The sequence below is a fragment of the Coraliomargarita sinensis genome, from assembly GCF_003185655.1.
GTDB lineage: Bacteria > Verrucomicrobiota > Verrucomicrobiia > Opitutales > Coraliomargaritaceae > Coraliomargarita_B > Coraliomargarita_B sinensis.
The window spans coordinates 447,957-472,049 of record NZ_QHJQ01000002.1 but is presented as its reverse complement, the minus strand read 5'-3'; the positions used below and the strand labels follow the sequence as shown (position 1 = coordinate 472,049).

General features: G+C 55.4%; 23 protein-coding genes. 9 read left to right on the top strand and 14 right to left on the bottom strand.

All coding sequences use genetic code 11. The features are described from left to right. Positions 1-7 precede the first annotated feature (7 nt). Genes DDZ13_RS04585 through DDZ13_RS04575 form a run of 3 tightly spaced genes read right to left on the bottom strand, consistent with a single transcriptional unit; the run spans position 8 to position 2,906 of the window. Positions 8-1,240, bottom strand: a complete 1,233-nt coding sequence (locus tag DDZ13_RS04585) for an SAM-dependent methyltransferase (RefSeq protein WP_110130242.1) — start codon at positions 1,238-1,240, stop codon at positions 8-10. Continuing rightward, the gene (locus DDZ13_RS04580; protein WP_110130241.1) at positions 1,210-1,998 is read right to left on the bottom strand and encodes a DUF1295 domain-containing protein; all 789 of its coding nucleotides are present in this window, start codon (positions 1,996-1,998) and stop codon (positions 1,210-1,212) included. Before DDZ13_RS04580 ends, DDZ13_RS04585 begins: the two co-directional genes overlap by 31 nt. Before the next feature lie 2 nt (positions 1,999-2,000). Continuing rightward, on the bottom strand, positions 2,001-2,906 hold the full coding sequence (locus DDZ13_RS04575; protein ID WP_110130240.1) for an acyl-CoA desaturase: 906 nt from the start codon (positions 2,904-2,906) through the stop codon (positions 2,001-2,003). An 86-nt stretch (positions 2,907-2,992) separates the two neighbouring features. Between DDZ13_RS04575 and DDZ13_RS04570 the strand changes: the two genes are divergently transcribed. Next, on the top strand, positions 2,993-3,454 hold the full coding sequence (locus DDZ13_RS04570) for an SRPBCC family protein (protein ID WP_110130239.1): 462 nt from the start codon (positions 2,993-2,995) through the stop codon (positions 3,452-3,454). Between the two features lie 276 nt (positions 3,455-3,730). Further along, a complete protein-coding gene (gene rho, locus DDZ13_RS04565; RefSeq protein WP_110130238.1) occupies positions 3,731-4,879 on the top strand; it encodes a transcription termination factor Rho in 1,149 nt (382 codons plus the stop codon). Here the strand turns inward: rho and DDZ13_RS04560 are convergent. The 6 genes from DDZ13_RS04560 to DDZ13_RS04535 form a co-directional block, all read right to left on the bottom strand. Further along, a complete protein-coding gene (locus DDZ13_RS04560) occupies positions 4,876-5,823 on the bottom strand; it encodes a metal ABC transporter permease (protein WP_110130237.1) in 948 nt (315 codons plus the stop codon). The two genes, rho and DDZ13_RS04560, sit on opposite strands and share 4 nt — an antisense overlap. Positions 5,824-5,866: 43 nt before the next feature. Further along, entirely contained in the window at positions 5,867-7,219 is a 1,353-nt protein-coding gene (locus DDZ13_RS04555; protein ID WP_110130236.1) for a metal ABC transporter permease, read from the bottom strand. Positions 7,220-7,221: 2 nt separating this feature from the next. Continuing rightward, a complete protein-coding gene (locus tag DDZ13_RS04550) occupies positions 7,222-8,028 on the bottom strand; it encodes a metal ABC transporter ATP-binding protein (protein ID WP_110130235.1) in 807 nt (268 codons plus the stop codon). A 77-nt stretch (positions 8,029-8,105) separates the two neighbouring features. Then, entirely contained in the window at positions 8,106-9,089 is a 984-nt protein-coding gene (locus tag DDZ13_RS04545) for a metal ABC transporter solute-binding protein, Zn/Mn family (RefSeq protein ID WP_110130234.1), read from the bottom strand. Between the two features lie 394 nt (positions 9,090-9,483). After that, on the bottom strand, positions 9,484-10,317 hold the full coding sequence (locus DDZ13_RS04540) for a PP2C family protein-serine/threonine phosphatase (protein ID WP_110130233.1): 834 nt from the start codon (positions 10,315-10,317) through the stop codon (positions 9,484-9,486). After that, the gene (locus DDZ13_RS04535; protein WP_110130232.1) at positions 10,310-10,762 is read right to left on the bottom strand and encodes a protein kinase family protein; all 453 of its coding nucleotides are present in this window, start codon (positions 10,760-10,762) and stop codon (positions 10,310-10,312) included. Before DDZ13_RS04535 ends, DDZ13_RS04540 begins: the two co-directional genes overlap by 8 nt. Positions 10,763-10,972: 210 nt before the next feature. Here DDZ13_RS04535 and DDZ13_RS04530 point away from each other — a divergent pair, with 210 nt between their 5' ends. Then, on the top strand, positions 10,973-12,004 hold the full coding sequence (locus tag DDZ13_RS04530; protein WP_110130231.1) for a glutamine synthetase beta-grasp domain-containing protein: 1,032 nt from the start codon (positions 10,973-10,975) through the stop codon (positions 12,002-12,004). A 131-nt stretch (positions 12,005-12,135) separates the two neighbouring features. Here the strand turns inward: DDZ13_RS04530 and DDZ13_RS04525 are convergent, their stop codons facing one another. Next, on the bottom strand, positions 12,136-12,975 hold the full coding sequence (locus DDZ13_RS04525; protein ID WP_233246074.1) for an Fpg/Nei family DNA glycosylase: 840 nt from the start codon (positions 12,973-12,975) through the stop codon (positions 12,136-12,138). A gap of 50 nt (positions 12,976-13,025) precedes the next feature. On the opposite strand from DDZ13_RS04525, the gene DDZ13_RS04520 reads away from it, so the two are divergent. Continuing rightward, positions 13,026-13,922 carry an amidohydrolase family protein gene (locus DDZ13_RS04520; RefSeq protein WP_110130230.1) on the top strand — a complete coding sequence of 299 codons (897 nt, stop codon included), beginning with the start codon at positions 13,026-13,028 and terminating at the stop codon, positions 13,920-13,922. A gap of 3 nt (positions 13,923-13,925) precedes the next feature. On the opposite strand, the gene DDZ13_RS04515 is transcribed toward DDZ13_RS04520, so the two are convergent. Next, positions 13,926-14,468, bottom strand: a complete 543-nt coding sequence (locus DDZ13_RS04515) for an NADPH-dependent FMN reductase (RefSeq protein ID WP_110130229.1) — start codon at positions 14,466-14,468, stop codon at positions 13,926-13,928. A gap of 74 nt (positions 14,469-14,542) precedes the next feature. On the opposite strand from DDZ13_RS04515, the gene DDZ13_RS04510 reads away from it, so the two are divergent. Further along, positions 14,543-14,902, top strand: coding sequence for a hypothetical protein (locus DDZ13_RS04510; protein ID WP_110130228.1), 360 nt, complete (start codon positions 14,543-14,545; stop codon positions 14,900-14,902). 25 nt (positions 14,903-14,927) lie between these two features. Here DDZ13_RS04510 and DDZ13_RS04505 read toward each other — a convergent pair whose 3' ends face one another. After that, complete coding sequence (locus DDZ13_RS04505) at positions 14,928-15,992, bottom strand: quinone-dependent dihydroorotate dehydrogenase (protein WP_110130284.1); 1,065 nt, start codon at positions 15,990-15,992, stop codon at positions 14,928-14,930. 231 nt (positions 15,993-16,223) lie between these two features. On the opposite strand from DDZ13_RS04505, the gene DDZ13_RS04500 reads away from it, so the two are divergent. From DDZ13_RS04500 to DDZ13_RS04485, 4 genes are all read left to right on the top strand, one after another. Further along, on the top strand, positions 16,224-16,904 hold the full coding sequence (locus DDZ13_RS04500; protein WP_233246073.1) for a hypothetical protein: 681 nt from the start codon (positions 16,224-16,226) through the stop codon (positions 16,902-16,904). A 96-nt stretch (positions 16,905-17,000) separates the two neighbouring features. Next, the gene (ffh, locus tag DDZ13_RS04495) at positions 17,001-18,365 is read left to right on the top strand and encodes a signal recognition particle protein (RefSeq protein WP_110130226.1); all 1,365 of its coding nucleotides are present in this window, start codon (positions 17,001-17,003) and stop codon (positions 18,363-18,365) included. A gap of 525 nt (positions 18,366-18,890) precedes the next feature. Next, the gene (locus DDZ13_RS04490; RefSeq protein ID WP_110130225.1) at positions 18,891-20,024 is read left to right on the top strand and encodes a sialate O-acetylesterase; all 1,134 of its coding nucleotides are present in this window, start codon (positions 18,891-18,893) and stop codon (positions 20,022-20,024) included. Positions 20,025-20,147: 123 nt separating this feature from the next. After that, the gene (locus tag DDZ13_RS04485; RefSeq protein ID WP_146209233.1) at positions 20,148-21,785 is read left to right on the top strand and encodes a hypothetical protein; all 1,638 of its coding nucleotides are present in this window, start codon (positions 20,148-20,150) and stop codon (positions 21,783-21,785) included. Positions 21,786-21,843: 58 nt separating this feature from the next. On the opposite strand, the gene DDZ13_RS04480 is transcribed toward DDZ13_RS04485, so the two are convergent. Together DDZ13_RS04480 and tgt are read right to left on the bottom strand one after the other, a co-directional pair. Beyond that, on the bottom strand, positions 21,844-22,935 hold the full coding sequence (locus tag DDZ13_RS04480; protein ID WP_110130223.1) for an SGNH/GDSL hydrolase family protein: 1,092 nt from the start codon (positions 22,933-22,935) through the stop codon (positions 21,844-21,846). Between the two features lie 9 nt (positions 22,936-22,944). Next, positions 22,945-24,057 (bottom strand): tRNA guanosine(34) transglycosylase Tgt, encoded by a 1,113-nt coding sequence (gene tgt, locus DDZ13_RS04475; RefSeq protein WP_110130222.1) that lies wholly within the window; start codon positions 24,055-24,057, stop codon positions 22,945-22,947. Positions 24,058-24,093 lie beyond the last annotated feature (36 nt).

Below are 24,093 nucleotides of genomic sequence, written 5' to 3'. Positions count from 1 at the left end.
TTTCTGTCTAGAAACGCTCCAGCACGATGTGCTCGACATCGATGAGCTCGTTGTCGAAGCCGGCTTCGCAATAGCTAAGATAGTAGTTCCACTTCCGCCGGAAATTAACATCGAAACCCAGTGGTTCGATCTTACGCCAGTTGCGGTTGAAGGCTTTCGCCCAGCGGCCGAGGGTTTCCGCATAGTCTTTACCGAATTTATCGACAGACAGGATCCGCATGGCTCCGGACCGGCGCACACAGTCACGAATCGCTCCAGGTGAAGGTAAATGCCCACCGGGAAAAATATGCTTTTGAATCCAGTCGCAGCTCTTGGAGTAAGTGGCGTAACGTTCGTCGGGTATCGTGATGGCCTGTATCACTGCCTTTGCCTGCGGCTTAAGTGAACGCTGGACGGTCTCAAAATAGGAAGGCAAATACTCGCGGCCCACCGCTTCAATCATTTCACAAGAAAGCACGGCATCGTAGCTGCCGGTAATATCCCGATAGTCCTGCAAGCGGATATCGATCAGATCGCTCACGCCCTGCTCTTCAAAGAGTTTCTGTGCGTAAGCATACTGGGCTTCAGAAAGTGTCACGGTGGTCACACGGCTGCCGCGCCGGGCCGCCGCGAGAGCCAGCGCCCCCCAGCCTGAGCCAATCTCCAGAATGTGATGCCCCTCACCAACCCCGGCCAAGTCGAGCATGTGATTAATCTTACGGGATTGCGCCTGCTCGAGCGTATCGTAGTAGCTCTTAAAACGGGCACTCGAATAAGTCATACTGCCGTCCAAAAACTGAGCATAGAATTCATTACTCAGATCGTAATGCTCCTGAATGTTTTCGCGGCTCTTCGTCAGCGTATTTCGACGGGCCTTGTGATAGAGGCGGTTCATCCAACGGGTCAGCAGCGAAAGCCCACGGCGAAGGGGGCCGATGTTGGGTTGGTTTTTTGCCAGGAGAGAAAGCAGCCCCGTCAGGTCCGGCGTCTCCCAGTCGCCGTCCACATAGGATTCACCGAAGCCGATGCTGCCTCCGGAAAAGACTTTTCCAAAAAATTCGCGCTTGAGAATGTTCAGCTCCAGCAGTGGGTAGGACGTGTCCCCTATCAGCGCTTGAGCCCCACTGGGAAAACTTATCCGGAGACTACCGCCTTTCAGCCCCTTGAGTGCCCGGGCGAAGAGCGCTTCGATCATAGTGGGCCGCACATCGGAACCGGAATTGCCTGTCGTTACGAATTGTGGTCTCGCTGTGGTCTCCATGGGAAAAAGGTATTGGTGGATTTTTGGTAGTCTCGGTAGGCTTCGCCACGGCTCTTCAAAGAGGAACGCTCGGCAAAAGGTACGCCGGTGATGTATCGCAAAAACAGATACATCATTACAGGGCCGACGAATGACAACCAAGCCTGGGGGGGCCCCCAGGCAAATGCCACGTAAGCGAACCAGTGGAGCCACTCAAAAAAGTAGTTGGGGTGGCGGGTGTAGCGCCAGAGGCCCTGGCGGCAGACTTTCCCGGTGTTGCCTTCATCCGCCCGAAAACGGGCCAGTTGCCGGTCCGCAACCAGTTCACCGGCCAGCGCCGTTACTGCGATCAGTATCCCGAGGCTATCGAGCACTCGCCAGTCCGGCTGGGTATGCCCGACTGCCAGACTGAACGGTACCAGAAAAAGCGCCACCAATGGGATCTGACCGAGAAAGACGAAGAGAAAGCGAAAATTGGCTCGCTCGCCCCAGTGCTTTGCCAGGGCGGCATATCGCGGATCTTCCTTACCTCTGAGAATTCGGTCGCGCAGGAGGTGCAGGCTTAAGCGCCCCGACCAGAAGAGCATGATCGCCAGGGCCGCAGCGCCCCGCACGTTTCCGGGAGCTGACATGAGGTAGTAAATCAGGGCACCAACCCCCATGCCGGTCGCCCAAATAGTATCGACCACCGCAAACAAACGGATCTTCAAAGCCAGCAGGTAGGCACCCAGCGCCAATGCAAATCCTACGGGGAACAAGCCATACCAGAATTCAGGCATGATCAGGCCCCCTTCTCTTGAGCGGTGGCCTCAGCATAAATTTTCTTGGGATAAACCTTCAGGTCCCAAACCAGGCCAAGCTTCTCGAGACCACGCAACATGTAGTAAGTCAGGTCGAGTTCCCACCAATACATACCCTGCCGCGCCGAGAGTGGCCAGCGATGGTGGTTGTTGTGCCAACCTTCCCCAAAAGTGAGTAGTGCGACCCACCAGCTATTACGGCTTTCATCATCCGTCTCAAAGCGTTTCTTCCCGATAATGTGCGTCACGGAATTCACACAAAAGGTGACATGGTAGACCAGCACCGTACTGAGGAAGAAGCCCCACATCACGAGTTGAAGCCCGCTGGTCCCGAGTGCCGGGAAGTAATAATTCAGGCCCGCACCGATGCCATAAAGCAGCCCGACCAGAGAAAGCACCGGCAGGATGTGGAAACGATCGATAAAGCGCAGTTCGGGGTACTTGTTTAAGTCCTTCACCCGGTCGTGCTGAATCGAGCTGTAGGCGCGGCACAAAATCCAACCTACGTGCGCCCAGAAGGCATCCTTGATCACCGGTGAATGAATGTCCTCTTCCTTGTCCGAGTGCTGGTGATGGTGGCGGTGATTGGCGGCCCACCACATCGGTCCGAGTTGAGCGGAAGATGTGCCCACCCAGGCCATGACAAATTGAAAGAAACGACTGGTCTTGAAAGAACGGTGGGAAAAGTAACGGTGAAAGCCCGCGGTCAGCGCGAAAACCCGGGTCACGTAGGTGACAGCCAAAGCGACGAGCGCCACCCAGCTGAAGCCGGTAAAGAACACACCCAGGGCAGCTAAGTGCATAAAGACGAGGGGCGAGGAAGCCATCAAAAGCCGATTATCCTCGTCTTTAAAAGCATGGGCAACGATTTGGGAGAGTGTTCGCATAGTTGGTAGTGGACTGAACGATTGGTTTGAAGGCAACTTACAGCTCAATCAGGTAAGGAAAAGCGATAATTGCCCGATTATCCAATATGGCAAAAATACACACGCTTTACCGGGAGCAGATCATCCCCACCGACATCGAACGTGCCTGGGAGTTTATCAGCGCCCCCGCCAACCTGGACATCATCACACCTCCTGACATGAGTTTCGACATCATCACGGATGTGCCGGACAAGATGTATAACGGGCTGCTTATCGAGTATCGTGTCGGGATTCCCTTCATGGGGAAACAGCGCTGGCTTACGGAGTTAAAGCATATCCGGGAGAATCATTCCTTCGTGGATGAACAGCGTATCGGCCCCTACAAACTATGGTATCATTATCACGAGATCACGGAAGTCGATGACGGCGTTCGATTCGTCGACCGTGTGAACTATGTTCTTCCTTTCGGTCCGTTTGGCGGCCTGGCCCACCCGATCCTGGTGAAACCCCAACTGAAGAAAATCTTCACCTTCCGGTGCAAAGCCATGGAAGAACACCTGAGGGAGTGATCGGAGCACTTCCTCAGGTATGGTCCGGATTTGCTTCCCCCCGAAAAAAGGCCTGCTTTTTTGCCCTCGATAAGACATTGACAGCTTGAGGCATCTGAACCATCCATCAGACATCGTTACGAGGAATTAGGCGCTGCGCGTAATTCCAGGCTTGGAACCCGAACCCCTGCCATCGCGATATTCCTGCCACCATTCTGGTAAATCTAGCATTGGTGGTGTTCAACGGCCAGCCTCTCAATTTGATTGTGCCTGCCCTACCTGCATAAACGCTCCGACATGAGTGAAGAACAAGCTTTAGAAACCGAAAAGCCAAAAGACAACGAGATCGCTGTATCCGGAATTTTGGATATCCTCCAAAACAAAACCGGTCAATTGCTTGACCCTGCCCGCAACGGGAAGACCAAGCCAAGTGATCCTTTCGTACCACGCGAGCTGATCAAACGATTCAAGCTCAAGAAGGGCAACTTCATCGAGGCCAAGGCCCTGCATAACGACAAGTTCCCCAATCCGAAGGTGCGCTTTATCGAGAAAGTTGACGGCGCCACCATCGAAGAGCGCAAGGGCCGCTACAGTTTCCAGCAAATGGTCTCGGTGGCACCGGACGAACAAATCCGTTTGGAAGCGAAAGACGGGCGTGTCACCACCCGGATCATGGATCTCTTTTGCCCGATTGGTAAAGGCACCCGGGGCTTGATCGTCGCCCCCCCCCGTACCGGCAAGACCACTCTTCTGCATGATATCGCACACGGCGTCATCGAGAACCACCCCGAGTGCCATTGCATCGTGCTGCTGGTGGATGAACGTCCAGAGGAGGTCACCGACTTCAAACGCAGCGTCGATGCCGAGATCTACGCTTCGTCGAACGACGAAGAACTTTCCAATCACCTGCGCCTGGCCGAACTCGCCATCGAGCGGGCCAAACGCCTCGTCGAGGCGGGAAAGGACGTCGTCTTCCTTCTCGATTCGATCACCCGCCTGGCGCGGGCCTATAACGCGGCCTCCGGGAAAGGCGGACGCACCATGACCGGCGGCCTCGACGTGCGCGCCCTGGAAAAACCCAGACAGCTCTTCTCGGCAGCCCGAAATTGCGAAGAAGGCGGCAGTCTGACCATTATTGCCACGGCCCTGATCGAGACCGGCAGTAAGATGGATGACCTCATCTTTCAGGAATTTAAAGGCACCGGCAACATGGAGATGGTACTCGACCGCAAGGCGGCCGAACTCCGGCTCTGGCCTGCCATTAACCTCAACGCCTCCGGCACACGGAAGGAAGAACTCTTGCTCTCCGGCAAATCTCTGGAAGGCGCTCAATTCCTCCGACGGGCTCTCGCCGGCCAGAAGATCGAAGATGCCGCCGAGGCCATGATCGACCGCTTCAGTCAAACGAAGAGCAACGAGGAATTCCTCAAGTTACTGGATCGTTAATCCGCAGCTTCTTTTGCGCCCAGCAAATGCTTCGCCACAATCCCGTGGCGCGGGGCAAAAAAGAACACCAGGGTAAAGATCAAGCCGGACATCACAGCCATCATGCCGGAGGTGGAAATGCTATCAATTTTCGAGGAGGCGGTGTTTCCGAAATCAAACCACCCGGGCATAAGCAGTGCGCTGAGGTGCCCGAGCACCGCGGATAAGATGGCCAGAATCACACTGACAATAATCATCGAAACCAGACGGTCGGTCAGCAGGTGAGCCGCCGTGGCCGGTGCAATCAACATGGCAATCACGATAATGCTGCCCACTGCTTCAAAGGCCGCCACCGTCGTTATCGCCACCAGCGTCATCAATAGATAGTGCATCAGGTTTGAGTTGATCCCCATTGTCGTAGCCAGTTCGGGGTCGAACGAAGAGATCCGCAGCTCTTTGAAAAAGAGCACGATGAAGAGCAGATTGATTAATGTGACCCCACCCAGCACCAGCGCAGCCCGCGGCACCTCTAGCGCCTGACCAAATAAGTTGGGGCGCCATACCACGTCGAGCGGAGTCAGCTCAATCGCGCCGTAAAGCACACAACCGGGATCAAGGTCCACATGGTCGGCCGCCTGGACAATCAGAATCAGCCCGAGAGCGAAGAGCGTGGTAAAGACAATGCCCATCGAGGCCCCGCGGTCCACATTACCGAATTTACTGATCCACTGGGAAAACAACGCCGTCAGCACACCGGCAATCGCCGCACCGATAAACATGGTCAGACTGGCCCGCGCCCCCGTGATCAGGAAAGCCATCGCCAGACCCGGCAAAACCGCATGACTGATGGCATCCCCCATCATGCTCATTTTGCGCAGAACCAGAAAGTTCCCAAGAAGAGCGCAGGAAACCGCGGCAAACACCCCCACAACCACAATCCACGTATCTATGGCAAACCAAGTCATAACACTCTCACGATCACTTTCACCTTCACTCTCACTCTCACTCCTAGTCACCGGGGCGTATGGGGTGCGGACTCGCCGGCACGCCGGGGTGGCCGGCCTCGCGCAGTTGCATCAGTTTGGCCTCCAAAGTGACTACCATCCGTTCTCCCAGGATGTGCTCGACCGTATCGGCGTCACGGTCCACCCGACTGGTGGCCACGTCAGCGTATTCAATTAAGTAAATCTCCCAGAGGCGGTGATTCCGGGTCACTTTTGCCGCCTGCTGAAAACCGGCATCGGTCAGGGTAATCGCTTCCCCTTCCTGCTCCCGAATTAATCCGTCCTCGTAAGCCTGTCGGATATAACGCTTCAGGTTTGCATCGCTCCAGGTACGCCGGCCACGCACCTGGCGAAAAGCCACCGGACGAATCGACACTTCCTCGGCCCCGTTAAGGTCCGCCTCGATAATTTCGTAGAGCGCACGCAGCAAATGCTGCCGCCCGACTTTCCTCTTGAGACGCTCCTGACGAATAAAACGCACCAGCACACCGCGTGAGCGCCCCAGCAGCATGCTGAACAGAAAAAAGGCCGCCGCCACCAGAACGATGAGCGCCCCCGCCGGCATCCGCGGAAAAAAGGCACTGATGCTGGCCCCCAACCATCCGCTGAGGGCTCCGATCACGGCGGACAGGATCAACATGTTATCCAGTCGCTCCGACCAGAAACGAGCCGCAGCCGCCGGCGTGATGAGAAAAGCAATGATCAGAATAAGCCCGACCGCCTGTAGCCCCGCTACGGTGACAAGAGTCACCAGACCGAGAAGTAAAATATCCAGCCAGCGCACGGGCCAACCCTGCGCCGCCGCGAAATTCTCATCGAAACAAAGCAGGCGAAACTCTTTGAAAAATAAAATTGAGAGCAGGATGACGGAGACCGTCACGGCAATGATAATATGAAAATCCCCCGCTACCATCGAAGCCGTCTTACCGTAAATAAAGGATTCCAAACCGGCGGCGCTCCCTTCGGGCATGCTCTGGATCACACTCAGTACGGCGACGCCGGCCCCGAAGAAGACACTGAGTACGATCCCCATCGCGGCATCGTCCTTAATCCGGGAGTGGTTGCGGATAAAAAGTACCGCGAGGCATCCGATAATACCGCTGACGGATGCACCCAACAAGAGAATCGGCAGCGACTTTCCCGTCATGCCGAAGGCCACCGAAACCATAAATGCAATGCCGACTCCCGGCAGGGTGGCGTGGGAAAGTGTGTCGCCCATCAGGGAACGCTTGCTCAGCAGGAGGAAGCCTCCCATCAGCCCGCAGGCACAACCGAGCAACAAGGCACAGATCACCACCAGCCGCGTGTTGTAGTCACGCAACAAGAGGACATTCAAAATTTCAGATAATTCAGGCACCCTTATTGATTGCGCATAAATTCTTCCGCGGCTTCGCTGAGCAGGCTCAACTTGCCACCGTAGGTCTTGCGCAGATTTTCATTATGAAAAACCTCCCTGGTCGGGCCGGCCGCGACGACCCGCATATTCAGGAGGACCGTCCAATCAAAGTATTGCGAGACGGTTGCCAGATCGTGGTGGACGACCAGACAGGTCTTCCCCCGCAACTGCAGATCCTTCAGGAGTTCGACGATGGCTCGCTCGGTCGCCGCATCCACAGCCGCGAAAGGCTCGTCCATAAAGTAGATGTCCGCGTCCTGGACCAGAGCCCGGGCCAGAAAGGTGCGCTGCTGCTGGCCACCGGAGAGCTGGCTGATCTGGCGGTCGGCATAATCTTCCATCCCGACTCGTTCGAGCGCCTGCATCGCCAGAGCCTTGCAGCGCTTGGACAAACGCCTGAACCAACCGAGCTGGCCGTAGGTGCCCATGGCCACCACGTCGAGCACACTCACCGGAAAATCCCAGTCAACACTCTCCCGCTGCGGAACGTAGCCGACCCGCTTGAGCTGCTTGGCATAGGGCTTCCCGTAAAAAGAGACTTCCCCGGACGTTTTTGGGATCAGGTCCAAACATGCCTTCAGGAGCGTGCTTTTGCCCGCACCGTTCGGCCCGACCACCGCAACCAACTTGCCTTCAGGAATGGCCAGATCGATATCCCACACCACCGGCTTACGGTGATACGCCACCGTCAAGTCACGCACAGCCAAGGGATAGTCCTCACACCGGGGCAGGACTTCATCGTGTATTTGCTGCTTGGATACGGACTTCATAGTACGCTTGTGTTCGATTCTTTAATTCCCCTTTCCGCCATCATCCGGATAAGCATCCACCGTGGTAACACATAAGATTAATTTTTCTCAAAGCCGCCGGCATCTCCGCCTAGGGCGTTGACGATAGTTGTAACATTGTGGTCAATCATGCCGATGTAGGTGCCCTCGTAGGTCCCGGGCTGTCCCATGGCGTCGGAAAAAAGCTCGCCGCCGATCCGCACCTTGTGTCCGCGGGCCTTGGCCCCCTCGACCAGTGCCCGGACGTTCTTGTCCGCTACCGAGCTCTCGACAAATACGGCGGGAATGTTTCGCGTAACGATGAAATCAATCAGATCCTCCAGGTCCCGGACGCCCGCTTCGGATTCCGTGCTGATCCCCTGAATACCACGAACTTCCAGTCCGTAGGCGCGCCCCATATAACGAAAGGCATCGTGAGCCGTCACCAGAACCCGCTGTCCCTCGGGAATGGTGGCCATCGCACTGGCGGCGTAATCGTCCAACGCCTTCAACTTTTCCGCATAGCTGCCGGCCGCAGACAGATAATCCTGGGCATTTTCCGGATCATATTCGGCCAGTGCCCGGGCAATCACATCGACACCGGTCAGCCAACCCTCGACATCCATCCAGACATGCGGATCCGTGTGACTGGATCCGTCCTCTTTTTCCATCAGGTAGTGCTCGTCTCCAAGAATCTTCTCCGTTACCGCATGCACCGGCTTGCCCGAGGTCGCGACCTGCACCAAGACATCGGCCATCTTTCCTTCCAGAAGCAAGCCGTTGTAGAAGATGACATCCGCCCCGTTCAGGGTCACGACATCAGAACGAGTCGGCTTGTAGAGGTGCGGGTCGACACCCTCGCCGATGATGCCCTCTACCTCGGCATACTCCCCGGCCACGTTGCGCACCACATCGGTAATCATGCCAACCGTGCAGGCAATTGTGTATTGATCGCCGCTTTCAGCATCACCAGCGGCACTTGACGGCTCGGAGCGACATGCAGCCAGCCCGAAGGCAAGTAGCAAAATGAATAAACCCGCAAATGTTGACTTATAGAACTTCATATTTTGAATATTCAAAATAGCTGGACTGCGCCTTGTCAATAGCAGATATTGACTGGGATAATGCCGGATCAGGTGCGTCGACTTATACCAATTAAAAAAGAATTGATACTTAGTGGTTGTAGCGATGGCACGCCAGTGCCGTCGATTAGCACTCAGATACCACCCTCGACCTTGCTGGCGCAAGTTCGCTACAAAATCTGTTTCCAAAAAGATCAAAACTCTTGCAAAGTGATATGGTACCATTGACTGACTTTTTTCTGACAAAAAGACAGATGTCACATCTCGAAAACCCCGCGTTGACAAGCGAGGCCACGTGGCCTCGACGGAGTTTTACGGCGATGACGCAGCAAACTCTGCTTCGGGGATTCGTATAACCGATAAAAGTTCAACACTGCTATGATAACTCAAAGACAAGCGCGGTGGTATTATCCTTACCATCGGTCTGCACGGCTTCATGGACCAGCCGCTCGGCGGGATTCCCCTCGTCACGCGGGCCGGGCTTCCGAATCAGCCGTTTGATCCCGCTGTTGAAGAGCCCCTCGACCAGGCCGTCCGAGCAGATCAGGAAGGCATCCCCCGGCTCGTAACCGATGGCCCCGAAATGAGGGGACAAGTTCTGGTTTTTCCCGCCCAAAACCTGCTGGAGCGCATTCCGGCTGGGATGGCTGCGGGCCTGCATTTCGTTCAGTTCTCCCTTGCGCTGGAGCCAGCCGACATGCGTATGGTCGTGGCTGATCTGCCGGATGCCTCCGTCCGCTGGCAGGTGGTAGATCCGGCTATCCCCGACATGGGCAAAGTAGATCCAATCCGGGCGCACCCAACACAGACTGAGCGTGGCCCCCATCCCGCTGAGTTCCTCGTAGGATTGGCCGAGCTTCACCAGCTCGGCGTGGATGTGGTCGAAAATTTCGCCCAACAGGTCCTGAAAGCCCACGCCCATGCCACCCGCCGAACTACGGAACGCCGCCGGCAGCAAACGCGTGATCTGGTCGACCGCAATGCGGCTGGCGAAATCACCGGCATTGGCCCCGCCCATCCCGTCGCTGACCGCGAAAATGTAATCGGCCGAGTCGAGGCTGCCCTGACCGTATTTACCCAGGCGGCAAACGCCCTGCCCGTCCAGGGTCAGAGCGAGAAAAGCATCCTGGTTCTCCTTCCGGAAACGGCCCACATCCGTGATACCGGACCAGGAAATATTCTTTGCGCAACTTCCCTCCTGCTTACTCATGGTCGCCCTCTTTGGATACCCACTGCGAACGATCCGCCACCGACTTCATTTCCGGCGGATCGGGATAACCCGGCACCAAAATGGTGGCGAATTCGAAATCGATCACGCAAAAGCGTCCGAGTTGGGGGCTGTAGGTGATGTTCCGGACCTCCGCATCATCGTGCTGCACCCCGTATTGCTCCAATTCGGCAAAAATCTGCTCCTTTTTTGACGTGCCCAAATGGTCGACCCGCGAACCGCAGTTCGAAGTCACCAGATAAAGCTTCTCCGCATCCGTCTCGATGATCTTAGGCACGAACGGGCAGCCGTGCTGATCGAGAAATTTGAGTACCCGCACCTCATTCTCATAGCGCTCCCGGGCCTGGGGGCCCTTGAAATACTTATGCACCCGCCCATCGTAGCCGATATGAACAGTCGCGCGACCGGTATTTTTTGCCTCATGCATGGACCACAGTTGAGCTGTGCCCTCCGTTTTTGGCAAGCGCACAAGCCACTCCCCCCGGGCCGCAATCAAAAATTAGATGAAAAACCCTTGCTCTCGATACGCTGGCATACATTCTGCTGAACTTCATTTCACGAAGGGAGCACTTCTGCCTTACAGACCGCTTCCGACGTTTCACCACAACATCAAAACTCCCTGATACAGCACAGAATTATGGCTAAGATCAAACTAGAATACATCTGGCTCGATGGTTACGAGCCCGTCGCAAACCTCCGCGGTAAGACTAAGCTTATCGACGGCGAAATGGGTAAAGTGACCCTCGAAGACTGCCCAATGTGGGGCTTCGACGGCAGCTCCACGCAGCAAGCAGACGGCAGCGATTCCGACTGCATGCTTAAGCCAGTCGCAATCTTCCCGGACGGTGCTCGCAAAGACGCCTACATCGTGATGAGCGAAGTGCTCCTGCCCGACGGCAGCCCGCACCCGTCCAATTCACGCGCCACCATCCCCGACGATCCCGGCCTCTGGGTCGGTCTCGAACAGGAATACTTCCTTCAACAGGATGGCCGTCCCCTCGGCTGGCCGGAAGATCCGAACAGCTATCCTGCACCGCAGGGTGAGTACTACACCGGTGTCGGTTACTGCAACGTCGGCGATATCGCCCGTCAAATCGTTGAAGAACACCTCGACCTCTGCATCTTCGCCGGCATCAACCATGAAGGCATCAACGCCGAAGTGGCCAAGGGCCAGTGGGAATTCCAAATTTTCGGCAAGGGCTCCTACAACGCCTGTGACCAAATGTGGGTCGCTCGCTACCTTCTCCTTCGCCTCTGCGAAAAGTACGGTATCGATGTTGAGTGGCACTGTAAGCCATTCATCGGCGACTGGAACGGCTCCGGCATGCACTGTAACTTCTCCACCGACTTCATGCGTGAAACCGGCGGTAAGGACTACTTCATGAAGCTCATGGACAAGTTCGAAGAGTACAAGGACGAGCACATCGCCGCATACGGTCCGGACAATCACCTACGTCTCACCGGTCTCCACGAAACTCAGTCGATCGACAAGTTCTCCTGGGGTATCGCTGACCGTGGCGCTTCTATCCGCGTCCCGCACAGCTTCGTCAAGGACGACGCCTACAAAGGCTACCTGGAGGACCGCCGCCCGAACTCGCAAGGCGACCCCTACAAGATCGTTGCCCGCGTCTCCAAGACCGTCAACGAAGTCGAAGCCGAATTCAAATAAGCCTCCGGCTGACTACTCTCTACCAAAGCAAACGCCGCTCGAAAGAGCGGCGTTTTTTTGTCTGCAGTCATCAGACGAGGGGGAAGGACGCAGCAGGCATGTGGACAAAACCCACAGCACGGGAGTCCTCTCTATTTCTGCCAAGCCGGGGACCAGCATGTCGTGCGGCCGCCGATTTTTTCGCGGACAAGCGGACGACCGGTTTTGGGACAAATGCCTCCGTCTCGCCAACGGTGGTTAAACAGCCAGTCATCCGGCGGGGTGTTCCAGTCGCTCCCGATCACCTCCAGCGCATCGCGACTGACTTCCCGTATACGACGATAGAGCTCGTCCTGCTGCCTCTTGCATAATTGCCCCGCAGGCGTGGCGGGGTGCAGCCGGGCTCTCCAGAGAATTTCGTCCGCCATCCAGTTACCAATGCCCGGAAAAACCTCCTGCATGAGCAGCACGGCCTTGATCGCGGCCCGGGCGCGACGCTTTAAAAAATTTTGCAGCCGCTCTACGGTAAAAGCATCTGATAAAATTTCGGCCGGCAAATCCGACCACCATTCCGGAGGCGTCCTGCTTTCGGCATAATGAATGCGCCCGAAGAGGCGGGGATCGCTGAAAACCAGCTTCGTTCCGGACTCCATGGCGACCACCAAATGATCATGCTTAGCCGGCTGGTAATCCTCCCCCCGCACAAAGTTCTTTCCTGTCATGCCGAGGTGCACCCCCAGCCAGTGCCGATCTCCGAAGATAAAGCACATCCGCTTACCATGTGTCATACTTTTCTTCAACGGCCGCCCCTTTAACCCCCGGACCAGTGCATCCGTATCCACCCCCCGGTAGATGCGTTTATCCGGGTGCAGCTCTACGCCAGCCACGATTTGCCCGATTCCGGGGGACCATTGCTTACGGTAGTATTCGACTTCGGCGAGTTCGGGCATACGGGTGTGATGATAGATGGGCTTAATCCTCGAATTGCCCATACATTAATTAAGGTTTATCCACGTCAATTAGCTGCTCAAAATAATCGTTCATGATCATCGACTGCCATACCCACTGCTATCCGGAAGAGGTCGTGGCCGACCCCCGCAAATGGGCGGAGGCACGGCGCGAACTGCACTGGGCGGATCTGGTTGCGCCCGAAGGCCGCAAGAGCATTCAGGATTGGGCCGACCCGAAGAAATTCCTGCAGGCCATGGATCAGGCCGGGGTCGACCGCGCCGTGCTGCTGGGCTGGTATTGGGAGAATGAGGCAAGCTGCCGCTGGCACAACGAAGTCATCGCAGAGTGGGTGCGGGCGGCCCCGAAGCGCTTCATCGGCTTTGCCGCGATTCTGCCCAACGAAAATGTTATCGAACAACTTGAATTGGCTCAGTCGATGGGCTTGCGCGGCGTGGGTGAATTGCACCCCGGCGTGCAGGGCTTTGACTCGGAGAGTGAGCACTGGCAGACACTGGCGCGCTGGTGCGCGGCCCACCACTGGCCGGTCAATTGTCATGCCACATCCGAGAATGGCCCCGACCATCCTTCGTCGGTGCCGACCCCGCTGCAGGACTACATGAAAATGGCAGCTGAGACGAGCGGCCTGAATTTGATTCTGGCCCACTGGGGTGGCGGACTCCCGCGGCACACCACTCAGGCCCTGCCGGCCAACCTCTACTTCGACTGCTCGGCCAGTCCCCTGCTCTACCGGATGAGTGTCTTTCGTGAAATCATGGATAAAGCCGGCCCGGATCATGTTCTGTTCGGCTCAGACTACCCGCTCCGCATCTACCCGCGCAGACGACGCAGCGCGGAAATGAAAACATTTCTGGATGCTATCCGGGACGAAGCAGGTCTGGACGAAGCAGAACGGGCCGCACTGCTGGGCGGGAATTTTCAACGATTGGTCGCCGCAACGGACTCCGCGATTTCAGGCGGAGCGGCCTAGCCTTTATTTTTTATTCAGCTGGGCCACAAAAGCGGCAAATCCTTCGGACTGTTCCTTCAGGCGGCCGGCAATCTCGGCATCATCCAGTTCGCCCGCATCGTTCAGGACATCGTTCACCTTCATGATAAAGACCCGGCTCGGATAAATATGCGCGTTCCGATAGGCAAAAATTTGCTGAAGCTGTTCAACCGGACGCAACGCACCAAACATTCCGGCTGCCACTCCGGTAAAAGCAACCGGTCGGTCTTCGAAACTCTCCGGGAACGGAAGCATATCGATAAAGTATTTCAGGATACCGGGAAAACCGCCGTTATACTCGGGAGTGACCACGTGAAGGCCCGAGGACGCGAGCACGGAATCGGCAAAGGGCTGAAACCCCGCAGGCTTTTCACCATACGATTCCGGCAAAAAGATCTCCTGAGGCAGGTCGGCCAAATCAAGAATTTGCGCCTGCTTCCCTGCGTTTTCATAAAAGCGCAGTAAGGAATGTGCTACTTTGCGGCTATTCGCATCCGGTCGGTTGGTTCCAGCAATTATGGTAATCATTCCCTCAATAAAGCATAGATCTTAGTTAAGGCGACTCTTGATAAAATAAATTAGGGGCATCATGGTATGTTGTTATGAATCCACGCAAACTCCGCCATAAGCTGGAAAAAGTTTCCAAATTACTTGTCGTCGTACAAAAGCACACCCCGGGGGTGAATTGCGTCGTCGACGAGGAGAAAGGTGAAAGCGGACACCTTGTTCTAGATTTTGCCGGCACCGGCATGAGCCGTTCCAAGATGAACGCACTGGGTAAAGACCTGGAAAGCCGTGACTACACGTTCACGGAAAAGAGGAGTCCGTGGCTCGGCCAGACCACCTACACCGGTCGCGCCGACGACAAGCCCACCGTCGTGCTGACCGTCCCGATCAACATCGACCGTCTGGCGATCGACGACCAGGCCCCCGAAAAAGCCTTCAGCTTTTCCGATTCGTAGGCAAACCCAGCAGAAGTGTCGTCGGCTAGATCCAGTCTTCGCCCTTGGCCTTGAGGGCTTTGGCCAAAGTTCGGGCAAAAAACGGGCCGCGATAGACCCAACCTGTATAAAGCTGGATGAGCGAAGCACCGGCGTCGACTTTCTCACCGGCAGCCTCCGGGGAATCGATCCCTCCGACCCCCACAATCGGGAGCTTGCCGGAGGTGCTTTTGTAAATGTAGTTGATGACGTCGGTGGACCGTTTGCGGATAAACGCCCCGCCACTCAGGCCCCCGGTCTCGGATCCGGGGAATCCGTTGGGCCGTTGGATCGTGGTGTTTGTGGCAATAATACCGTCGTATTTCAAATCGAGCAGCACCTCGAGAATGACATCGATTTCCTTAAAACTCAGGTCCGGTGCAATTTTCAGCAATAGAGGGTGCGCCGGCCGGCCGAGCTTTTTGGCATGGCTTTTATTTTCGCCCCTCAGGGTGGCAAGCAGGTCGCGGAGGTAGGCCTCGGACTGCAGGTCACGCAGACCGGCGGTATTGGGACTACTGATATTGACCGTAAAGTAATCGGCCTGATCCGCCAGTTTACGGAAGCAGGCGATATAATCGTCGACCGCCTTGTCGAGCGGTGTGGTCTTTGCCTTGCCGATATTGACACCCACCGGCACACCCCGCTTGCCCTTGGGATAGTGTTTGGCGAGCGCGTTCAACATCACCTCGGAGCCGCGGTTGTTAAAACCCATGCGGTTGACCAGGGCGTTGTATTCCGGATATCGAAAGAGCCGGGGGCGCGGATTGCCCGGCTGGCTTTCCGGCGTCACGGTGCCGACTTCCACATGGCCAAAGCCCAGGGCCTCGATCGCGCGGGGAAACTCGCCGTCCTTATCCATGCCGGCGGCCAGGCCGACGCGATTGGGAAACTCCAATCCGAAGAGCTTTACGGGCTTATCCTCGCGGACGAGATTGTAGGCACGAAAGAGCTTACACAGCGTCGGTAGAGAGCTAAGTGTCATTAACGCGGTGCGCCCGCGATCGTGTGCTTGCTCCGGCTCCATCCGGAACAAAAGCGGGCGTATCATCTTCTCGTATACAAGTGCCATTACATCCTTTTTGTGTAGAGCCGTGGAAGCTAACAGTGCCGCCGGCCAAAACAACGAAAAAGAAGCCGTGTTAATTTTTCTCAAAAGCACTTTACAAAGCGCTTCCCGTGCCTTTACCCCTACTAGACGTGATTGAATAGTGGAATGTTACCCTATTTCTAAACACGACGACTACACATGCCAAATCCTACAACTAAACTAACTTGGTGCAAAGCTCGCCTAGGCGAAGATATGAACTGGTGGGTCCATGAAATCAGCGACCCCGTCCACTGGGACGTCGACGGACTCGGCATCATTGATCCGCGACAATTTCAGTACATCATCGACCTGATCGAACCGCTGCAAGACTACGGCCTGCAAAACGAGCTGGTTGACGACGCCTTTTATTCTTTCGCGATCGACAACGTGGAGAAGGACAAGACCGTCGTGCTCAAGCGGATCAAGGACAGCATCCTCGAGAGCGAGGAACAGCTCTTCGCCCTACCCGATATCCTGGACGAAGATAAAGGCCCCTACGCCGACCTCCTGGACCATCTGACCAAACTGCGCATCAAGATGCTCAACGATCTGATCGATTTCTCCCAGTCCCTGACCATCGAGGAGCTGGAGGAAGAGATTCGCGAGCAGCAGACCGGTGACTTCATGGAAGGAAAAACCACCCATTTCTTTGCCGAGATCACATCGATTCTGGAATACGTGCCCGAAGGTTTCGAACTGGAGGACGACGAACCCGCCCCCAAGTCCAAAGATGAAGCGCTCGAAGAGGACCTCAGCGACATCGAAGCGGATGAAGTCGACGAGAAGATCGAGGAAGACGACACCATGAAGTGGGACGAAGAAGAGGAAGAGGAAGAAGAATACGAAGAGCCCACCTCTCCACCGGACGAAAACGTGGACAACGAAAAAAAATAACCCACTCGTAAATTACATTTCTACAAAGCCCCGGTTCATCGCCGGGGCTTTTCCATTGCCAAGGACAGGCCACCCCCTTTCATCACTCCCCCTCACATGCTCGAAAATCTTACAGACAAATTAGGCAGCGCGCTGCGTAACCTCCGTGGCACCGGCAAGCTGACGGAAGAAAACATGACCGAGGCCCTTAAGGAGGTCCGGCAGGCACTGCTGTCGGCCGACGTCCATTTCAAGGTGGCCCGCCAATTTGTCACCGAGGTCAAGGAGCAGTGCGTCGGCCAGGAAGTGCTCAAATCCGTCACACCGGGCCAACAGGTGGTCAAAATTATTCACGACGAGCTGGTCAAACTGCTTGGCGAAGGCACGACCGAACTGGAGGATAAAAGGCCGCTGCGCATCATGATGGTCGGCCTGCACGGCTCGGGCAAGACGACCAGTTCCGGAAAACTGGCGCGCTATTTGGCCAAAAAACGTGATTACCGGCCCGCGCTCGTCGCCTGTGATGTCTATCGTCCCGCCGCCATCGACCAGCTCGAGATGCTGGCCAAAAACGAGAGCTGCACCTTTTACGGGGACCGCGAAGAGAAAGATGTGGTCAAAATCGGCAAGCGTGGTCTCGATGCCGCCAAGGAAGCCGATGCCAACCTCGTCATTTTCGATACCGCAGGCCGGCTACAGGTTGACGAGCATCTGATCGAGGAGATCAAGCGGCTCAAGAAAGCCGTCCAGCCCGATGAAATCCTTCTCGTGGCCGATGCCGCCCTGGGCCAGGAAGCCGTCAACGTGGCCAAGCATTTCCATGAAGCCGTCGATTGCACCGGCATTATCCTGACCAAACTCGACGGCGATGCCCGCGGTGGTGCTGCGCTCTCCATGAAGTCGATCTCCAATGTGCCCATCAAGTTCATGGGTACGGGCGAAAAGCCGGATGAATTCGATATCTTTCACCCCGACCGCATGGCCTCACGTATTCTGGGGATGGGCGATGTGGTCTCGCTGGTCGAAAAGGCGCAGGACACGATCGACGAAAAAGAAGCCGAACGCATGGCCGAAAAGATGCGCAAGGCCGACTTCAATCTGGAAGACTTTCTCCAGCAGATGCAGCAGGTCAAAAAAATGGGTTCGCTCAACTCCATCATGGGGATGATGCCGGGCATGAGCGGCGTCGAAATCGGCGATGCCGAAGAGAAGAAGATGGCCCGCACCGAGGCCATCATCCGCTCGATGACGCCACAGGAACGCCAGACGCCCCGATTGCTGCGGGGCAGCCGTGTCAAACGGATCGCCGACGGTTCCGGCGTGCAGGTGCGCGACGTCAATGCCCTACTCAAGCAGTTCGGGCAGATGCAAAAGATGATGAAAATGATGCGCGGCGGCAAGAAGGGCCGGAAGATGATGAAGGCCATGCAGGCCCAAATGGGCGAAGGTGGCGGCGGCATGCCGGGGATGCCGGGCATGTGATCGTAGGTCGCCTGGTTTCAGACATCATCGGCCTTCCATGCTTCGATTGAAACTTCGCAGGACAAGTACGGACCGATGCTACTTTTTGCGGCACTTCTTGTAATCTTGTGAAAGAGGTCATTCCCTCCCGTAGTTGACCCGCTTCAGCCGATCAACCGAACGGGCCATCGGACCCGCATTTTCGCTTGGGGTCGCACGGCCTGAGGGGGCTTCATTAAGACGACGCCCGCCCAAGAGCCTCACGACGACAAAGATTGAAAGCATTCTACCTCTTTGTAAAAGTTTTGGTCTTTATAGAAACAGGTTTTTGTAGCGTACTTGTGCCAGCAAGGTCGAGGTGGTATCTGCGCGCCAATCGACGACAATCGGGAAGACTCAAATCTTTTTTTTAATCGGTATGACAAGCGTGTACGCTTCCTCTGAATTCGCCTCACCATATGCTACGGATCGCCCTTTTTGCTCCGACCTCAAATAACACAATTCGGCATTCGACCTTCGGGGCCGGCCCTTTAACATCACCTCACCATGAAACGTATCCCCGTAAAACTCGTTCTGCTGGCTGCACTTTTCCTTGCGGCAAGCATCGCCCAAGCCAAGCCGCTCAAGGTTTATATCCTTTGCGGGCAGTCGAACATGGAGGGCCATGCCCAGACCAAAACCTTTCCGGCCATCGCCAAAGACCCGGAGACCAAATACCTCTATGACAAAATCGTCGATGCGGAGGGCAAGCCACGTGTCTTCGACGGCATCTGGATCGAATACGCCTACGGCAACTTCCACGGCGACCCGGTGGGCAAGCGCTCCGGAAAGTTGACGGCGGGCTACGGCAGCCAACACCACGTCGGCACGGGTAAGATCGGCCCGGAGCTGACCTTCGGCATCACCATGCAGGAACACCACAATGAACCGATCCTGTTGATCAAGGCCGCCTGGGGTGGCAAGAGCCTGATGGTCGATTTCCGCCCGCCCAGCGCCGGCGAACTGGAAGACCACAAGCACAAGGACAAGGCCGGGCGTTATTACAATTTACTCATCGAGCACGTGCGTGAAGTGCTCGCCAAAACATCCGGCGACTACGAACTGGCCGGTTTTGTCTGGTTTCAGGGCTTTAACGACATGGTCGGACCGTACCCCAAAAACGAAACATCCGGGGGCAAAGACTTTTCCGAATACAGCCGCCTGCTTTCCTGCTTTATTCGCGATGTGCGCAAGGACCTCGGGGCACCGGAACTTCCCTTTGTTGTCGGCGTGCTCGGCGTGGGCGGGAAAGACGCGGGTGACAACGCACTGGCCTTCCGTGAAGGGATGGCCGCCCCGGCCATGACGGATGAATTCAAAGGCAATGTCGTTAATGTCTTCTCCGAAAAGTACTGGCCCGAGGAAATCGATGCCGTCCAGGAAAAGGTACAAACCGTGAAAAGGACTTTTTCCAAGCAATGGAAAGAAGTGAAGCAACTGGAAGGCGAAGCCCGAAAAGAAGCTCAGAATAAGTTAAAGGAAGAAGAACGTGCCGCCATCGACGCGGCACTGACCGAAGACGAGCTCTTTACGCTCGACGTCGGCACTTCCAACCGTGGCTTCCACTATCACGGCTCCGCCAAGTTCTTCGCCCAGCTCGGCGAGGCGTTTGCCAAGAGTTTGATTTCGATTGGCCGCTAAACTTAGTGTCTCTAAAACCCGATCTGACAATCGCTGGCTTTAGATTACGGAATCAGTTGGAGAATTAATCTCAAAGTAGATTAGCGTCTGGATGATCGAAGCGTACGATAATGGGGCAATAAAATGAGTCAGCTACCCACAATAGGTCCTTATCTGCTGGCACCATATCGCTTATTTCTGAGGTTATATCACTGGTTTTCATTTAAACGCCTGCAAACTGTAGGCAAATGGTCAGTGATTATAGCCATAGCTCTGGCCGCATTATTATTTATATTTCACTCCATCGAAAATTCACGCGGGCTGCGCGAATGGGAGCGAGTAAAAAATGAAATCGAAGCAAAAGGAGTGAGGCTCGAATGGAAAGACTACATCCCTAATCCGGTTCCAGACGAAGAGAATTTTACGGCGACACCCATAATCGCCCATTTTCAATATGACAGCTCAAGTCCTCATCACACTCCTTGGCAGGATGACTGGGGAGATAAAGTGAGTTTCAAAGGCTTGTTCCAATTAGATTCGGGTGGAGTGAGAGCGTCAGAATCACTGATCCATAAAGGGGAAAGAGTCTGGCACGAAAGCCGTTTTGAGGGCAGTGCCACCAGACGCGAACGTTTGAAGTCAGAGGGCATAAGCATAATCCCGGAGAATATCGATCCATGGGAGCAGTTGGAGAATCTGATTCAACCACACGAGTCATTGCTTGATGAATTACGTCAGGCGGCTGCGACCCGTCCCAAATCGTATATCCACGGCAACTACCATGGCATGCCATTTGATGCACCCATGCCCTCGTTTGCCTCGACCCGAAACCTGACACATCTACTCTACGCAGATGCACTCTGTGCATTAAGAAATGATGATGTCGGCAGGGCTTTAAAAAATGCCCAGTCCATTAAGCGGTTGGGCAATACAAACCCCGGGATGTATTTTCTGGTAAATGCCATGATTGATAATGTGGCACGTAAAGAGTTTGAGATACCTATTTATCAATTGGCCCTTAAAAATCGACAACTAAGTGATCACCAACTCAAAAAGCTGATCTCGAAAAGTCTTCAGAACGATGCACTCCAGGCGTTCGAGTGGAGCATACAACATGAAATTGCTGCGGGCACGGAATCGGTCCTTTCCCACTATGAAGCAGACTGGTTCTTTCTCTCAAGCAGTTTGGATGAATCGTGGTTGGATCGACTGTCCGAATCGCTCTGGACTACTATATTAAAAGGCATACCTGACGGATGGGCCTACATTATGGCGAGTCGCCAAGCCTACTACATGAGCCTGACCCTGGATCAATACGATCCGGAAACCAGAAAGTTAAATTTGGAGACGATCGCACAAAACCAGATAGAATTAGATCGCATGATACATGAGGCAGACTTCTTTGATACGCTTGCTGCCATGGCAGTTCCAGCCTTGGGAAAAGTCACCCAAAGCGCTTTGGAATTACACTGCCAACAAGACATGTTGGGTATTGCCTGCGCACTGGAGCTTTATCGTCGCGAAAACAAAGAACTACCTGAAGATTTGTCATCACTAACCACGCGCTACATATCACAACTTTACCCGGATCCGGCTACCGGTAGACATTACCACTACGAGCGCTTAGACAAAAACCATTTTCGTTTATGGGGCGCAGGGCTTGATGGCCAAGACAATGGAGGCCAATACGACCCGGATCTTAGAACAAGCGAACAAGCGGATATAATCTGGCCCGGACCTGTTATCTTTAGCCATGCCAAGGAGACAGCACTCAAAAATTAGCGGGGCAAACCGCGTGTGGCAGCTGTCATATTTGTCAGTTCCTGAGTCCTTAATCTGATCAAAGCCCCAACGTTTCCATAATCACCGAGGCATAGACCTGGTGGAGAAAATCGTTCGGATGATTGACCCCGTTACCGCAGAGATCGGCGAATTTCTTCCGTTTTAACATGGCCTGAGTCACCGCCATAACATCGGCGACAGCGATCTTTTCGTATTCTGCCGCCAGTTTATATAATACCTTCCGGTTGGCGAGATGCCCCGAATGCGGTGAAAACTCTTCGTTGGGCAGCATATTTGCCACCAACATGATTTCGACCTCGGGGAGCCCGTCCCTCAATCCTTCGATGATGGCACGAACCTGTTTTTCGTAGACCGCTTCTTTACCCGGTCGCCGTCCATCGTTCATGCCGAAAGCGATCATCACCAGATCGGGCGAATGACGGATCACTTCCGGCAGATGCTTGCGCCCCCAGCGGGCTGTGGCACCGCCACGTGAGACATTGAGAAAGTCGCTTTCGCTGCGCGAGGCTTCACCAATAGCCTCAGCGACTTGCTGTCCGAAAGCCGGCAGGTGCGGTGCCACCTTGATAAAACCGGACGCGTTGTAGCCGACGGAAATACTGTCACCCAGGAGTGCCACACGCACCGGCTCTTCGTCCCGTACCCTGGCATGCGTCCTTGGGAAGACCTCGGGCTGCGGCTTGGGCAGGAAGGCCTCGCCCTCCCATCCCGTTCCGGCATGTTCGTAACGGACCACAACTTGCCTCTGATGATAAAGGTCGGCCTCGCCGAAGAACATCCCCTCCCCTTCACTGTTTTTAAAGCGCTGATAGCCCTCTCCCTCACCGCCGTAGAGGCGGGTGCAAGGGATTTGCGACTGCGAGGTGAGCCGCAGCAGTCCTTTCTCGTAGTCGACTTCGTAGTCTTTGCCCTCCTCGTAGGTCACTGCATGGTTCGCGGAACGCACAGACAAGACCTTTATGGGCTGGAATAGCAGTCGCACGGTTCGTGGTGCCACATCACGACTGAAGAAGCCGGACTCATTTTGCATCAATCCGCTGGCATAAAACGACCAGGCTCTGTCCGGAACCGTTGCGGCAAAACCTGTCCCTGAGAGCAGCAGCAATAGACTGAGATGAAATAACTTCATTGTATGCGCTTACCCTCCTGCCTGATAGCGCTCGATCCAGGCATGGCTCCAACTCTCGAAATCACCTGCCTCGATATGCGCCCGGGCCTGCGCCATCAGATCGAGAAAGAAATGGACGTTGTGGATCGAAAGCAGCGTGTGCGCGAGCAGCTCCTTGGACATGATCAGGTGACGCAGGTAGGCGCGGCTGAAATTTTGGCAGGTGTAGTTGTCGGCCTCCATGATTGGCGCGGCGTCGTGCTTGAAGCACTCGTTTTTAAGATTGAGGGGCCCCTCGGGCGTAAAGACAGTGGCGTGCCGCGCCAGCCGGGTGGGCATGACGCAGTCGAACATATCCATACCCAGACCGACCATCTTGAGGAGTTGGGGCGGCGTGCCCACCCCCATGACGTAACGCGGCTTATCCCTCGGCATGACCGGCGCGCAGGCCGCGACCTGTTTCAACATCTCCTCCTCGGGTTCGCCCACGCTGACTCCGCCCACGGCGTAGCCGGGAAAATCCATCTCCGCCAAGGCCTGTCCGCAGTGCCGGCGAAGATCGTCATAGGTGGACCCCTGAATGATGGCAAAGACATGGTGTCCGCTCTCCAGAAAACCGTCCTCCCTCGCATGCTCGAGAAACTCGCCCGCCCAGCGGATCGTCCGCTTCACCGCCTGCTCGCAATCGTCACGCTCGCAGGGAAAAGGGGGACATTCGTCGAGCACCATGGCGATATCCGTATCCAAATTGGCCTGAATGCGGTAGCACTCCCTGGGGTCAAGAAAGAGCTTCTGCCCGTCCAGATGGGAACGAAATTCGATGCCCTTTTCCGTAATCTTGCGCAGCTTGGCCAAACTGAAGACCTGAAAACCGCCACTGTCGGTCAGGATGGGGCCGTTCCAGTTCATGAACCTGTGTAGCCCGCCCAAATCTCGAATCAACTCGGAGCCGGGCCGGATGTTCAGATGGTAGGTGTTGCCCAGAATAATCTGCGCACCGGCCTCTTCGATCTGCTGTGGGGTGAGCCCCTTGACCGTGGCTTGGGTACCCACGGGCATGAAAATCGGCGTCTGGATCTCCCCGTGACGCGTTGTCAACACACCGCGACGCGCCGCGCCGGATTCTTTAAGTAAAGTGAACATTGGGAAAGAATGTTAGGGGCGAGAAGTCAGGAGTTA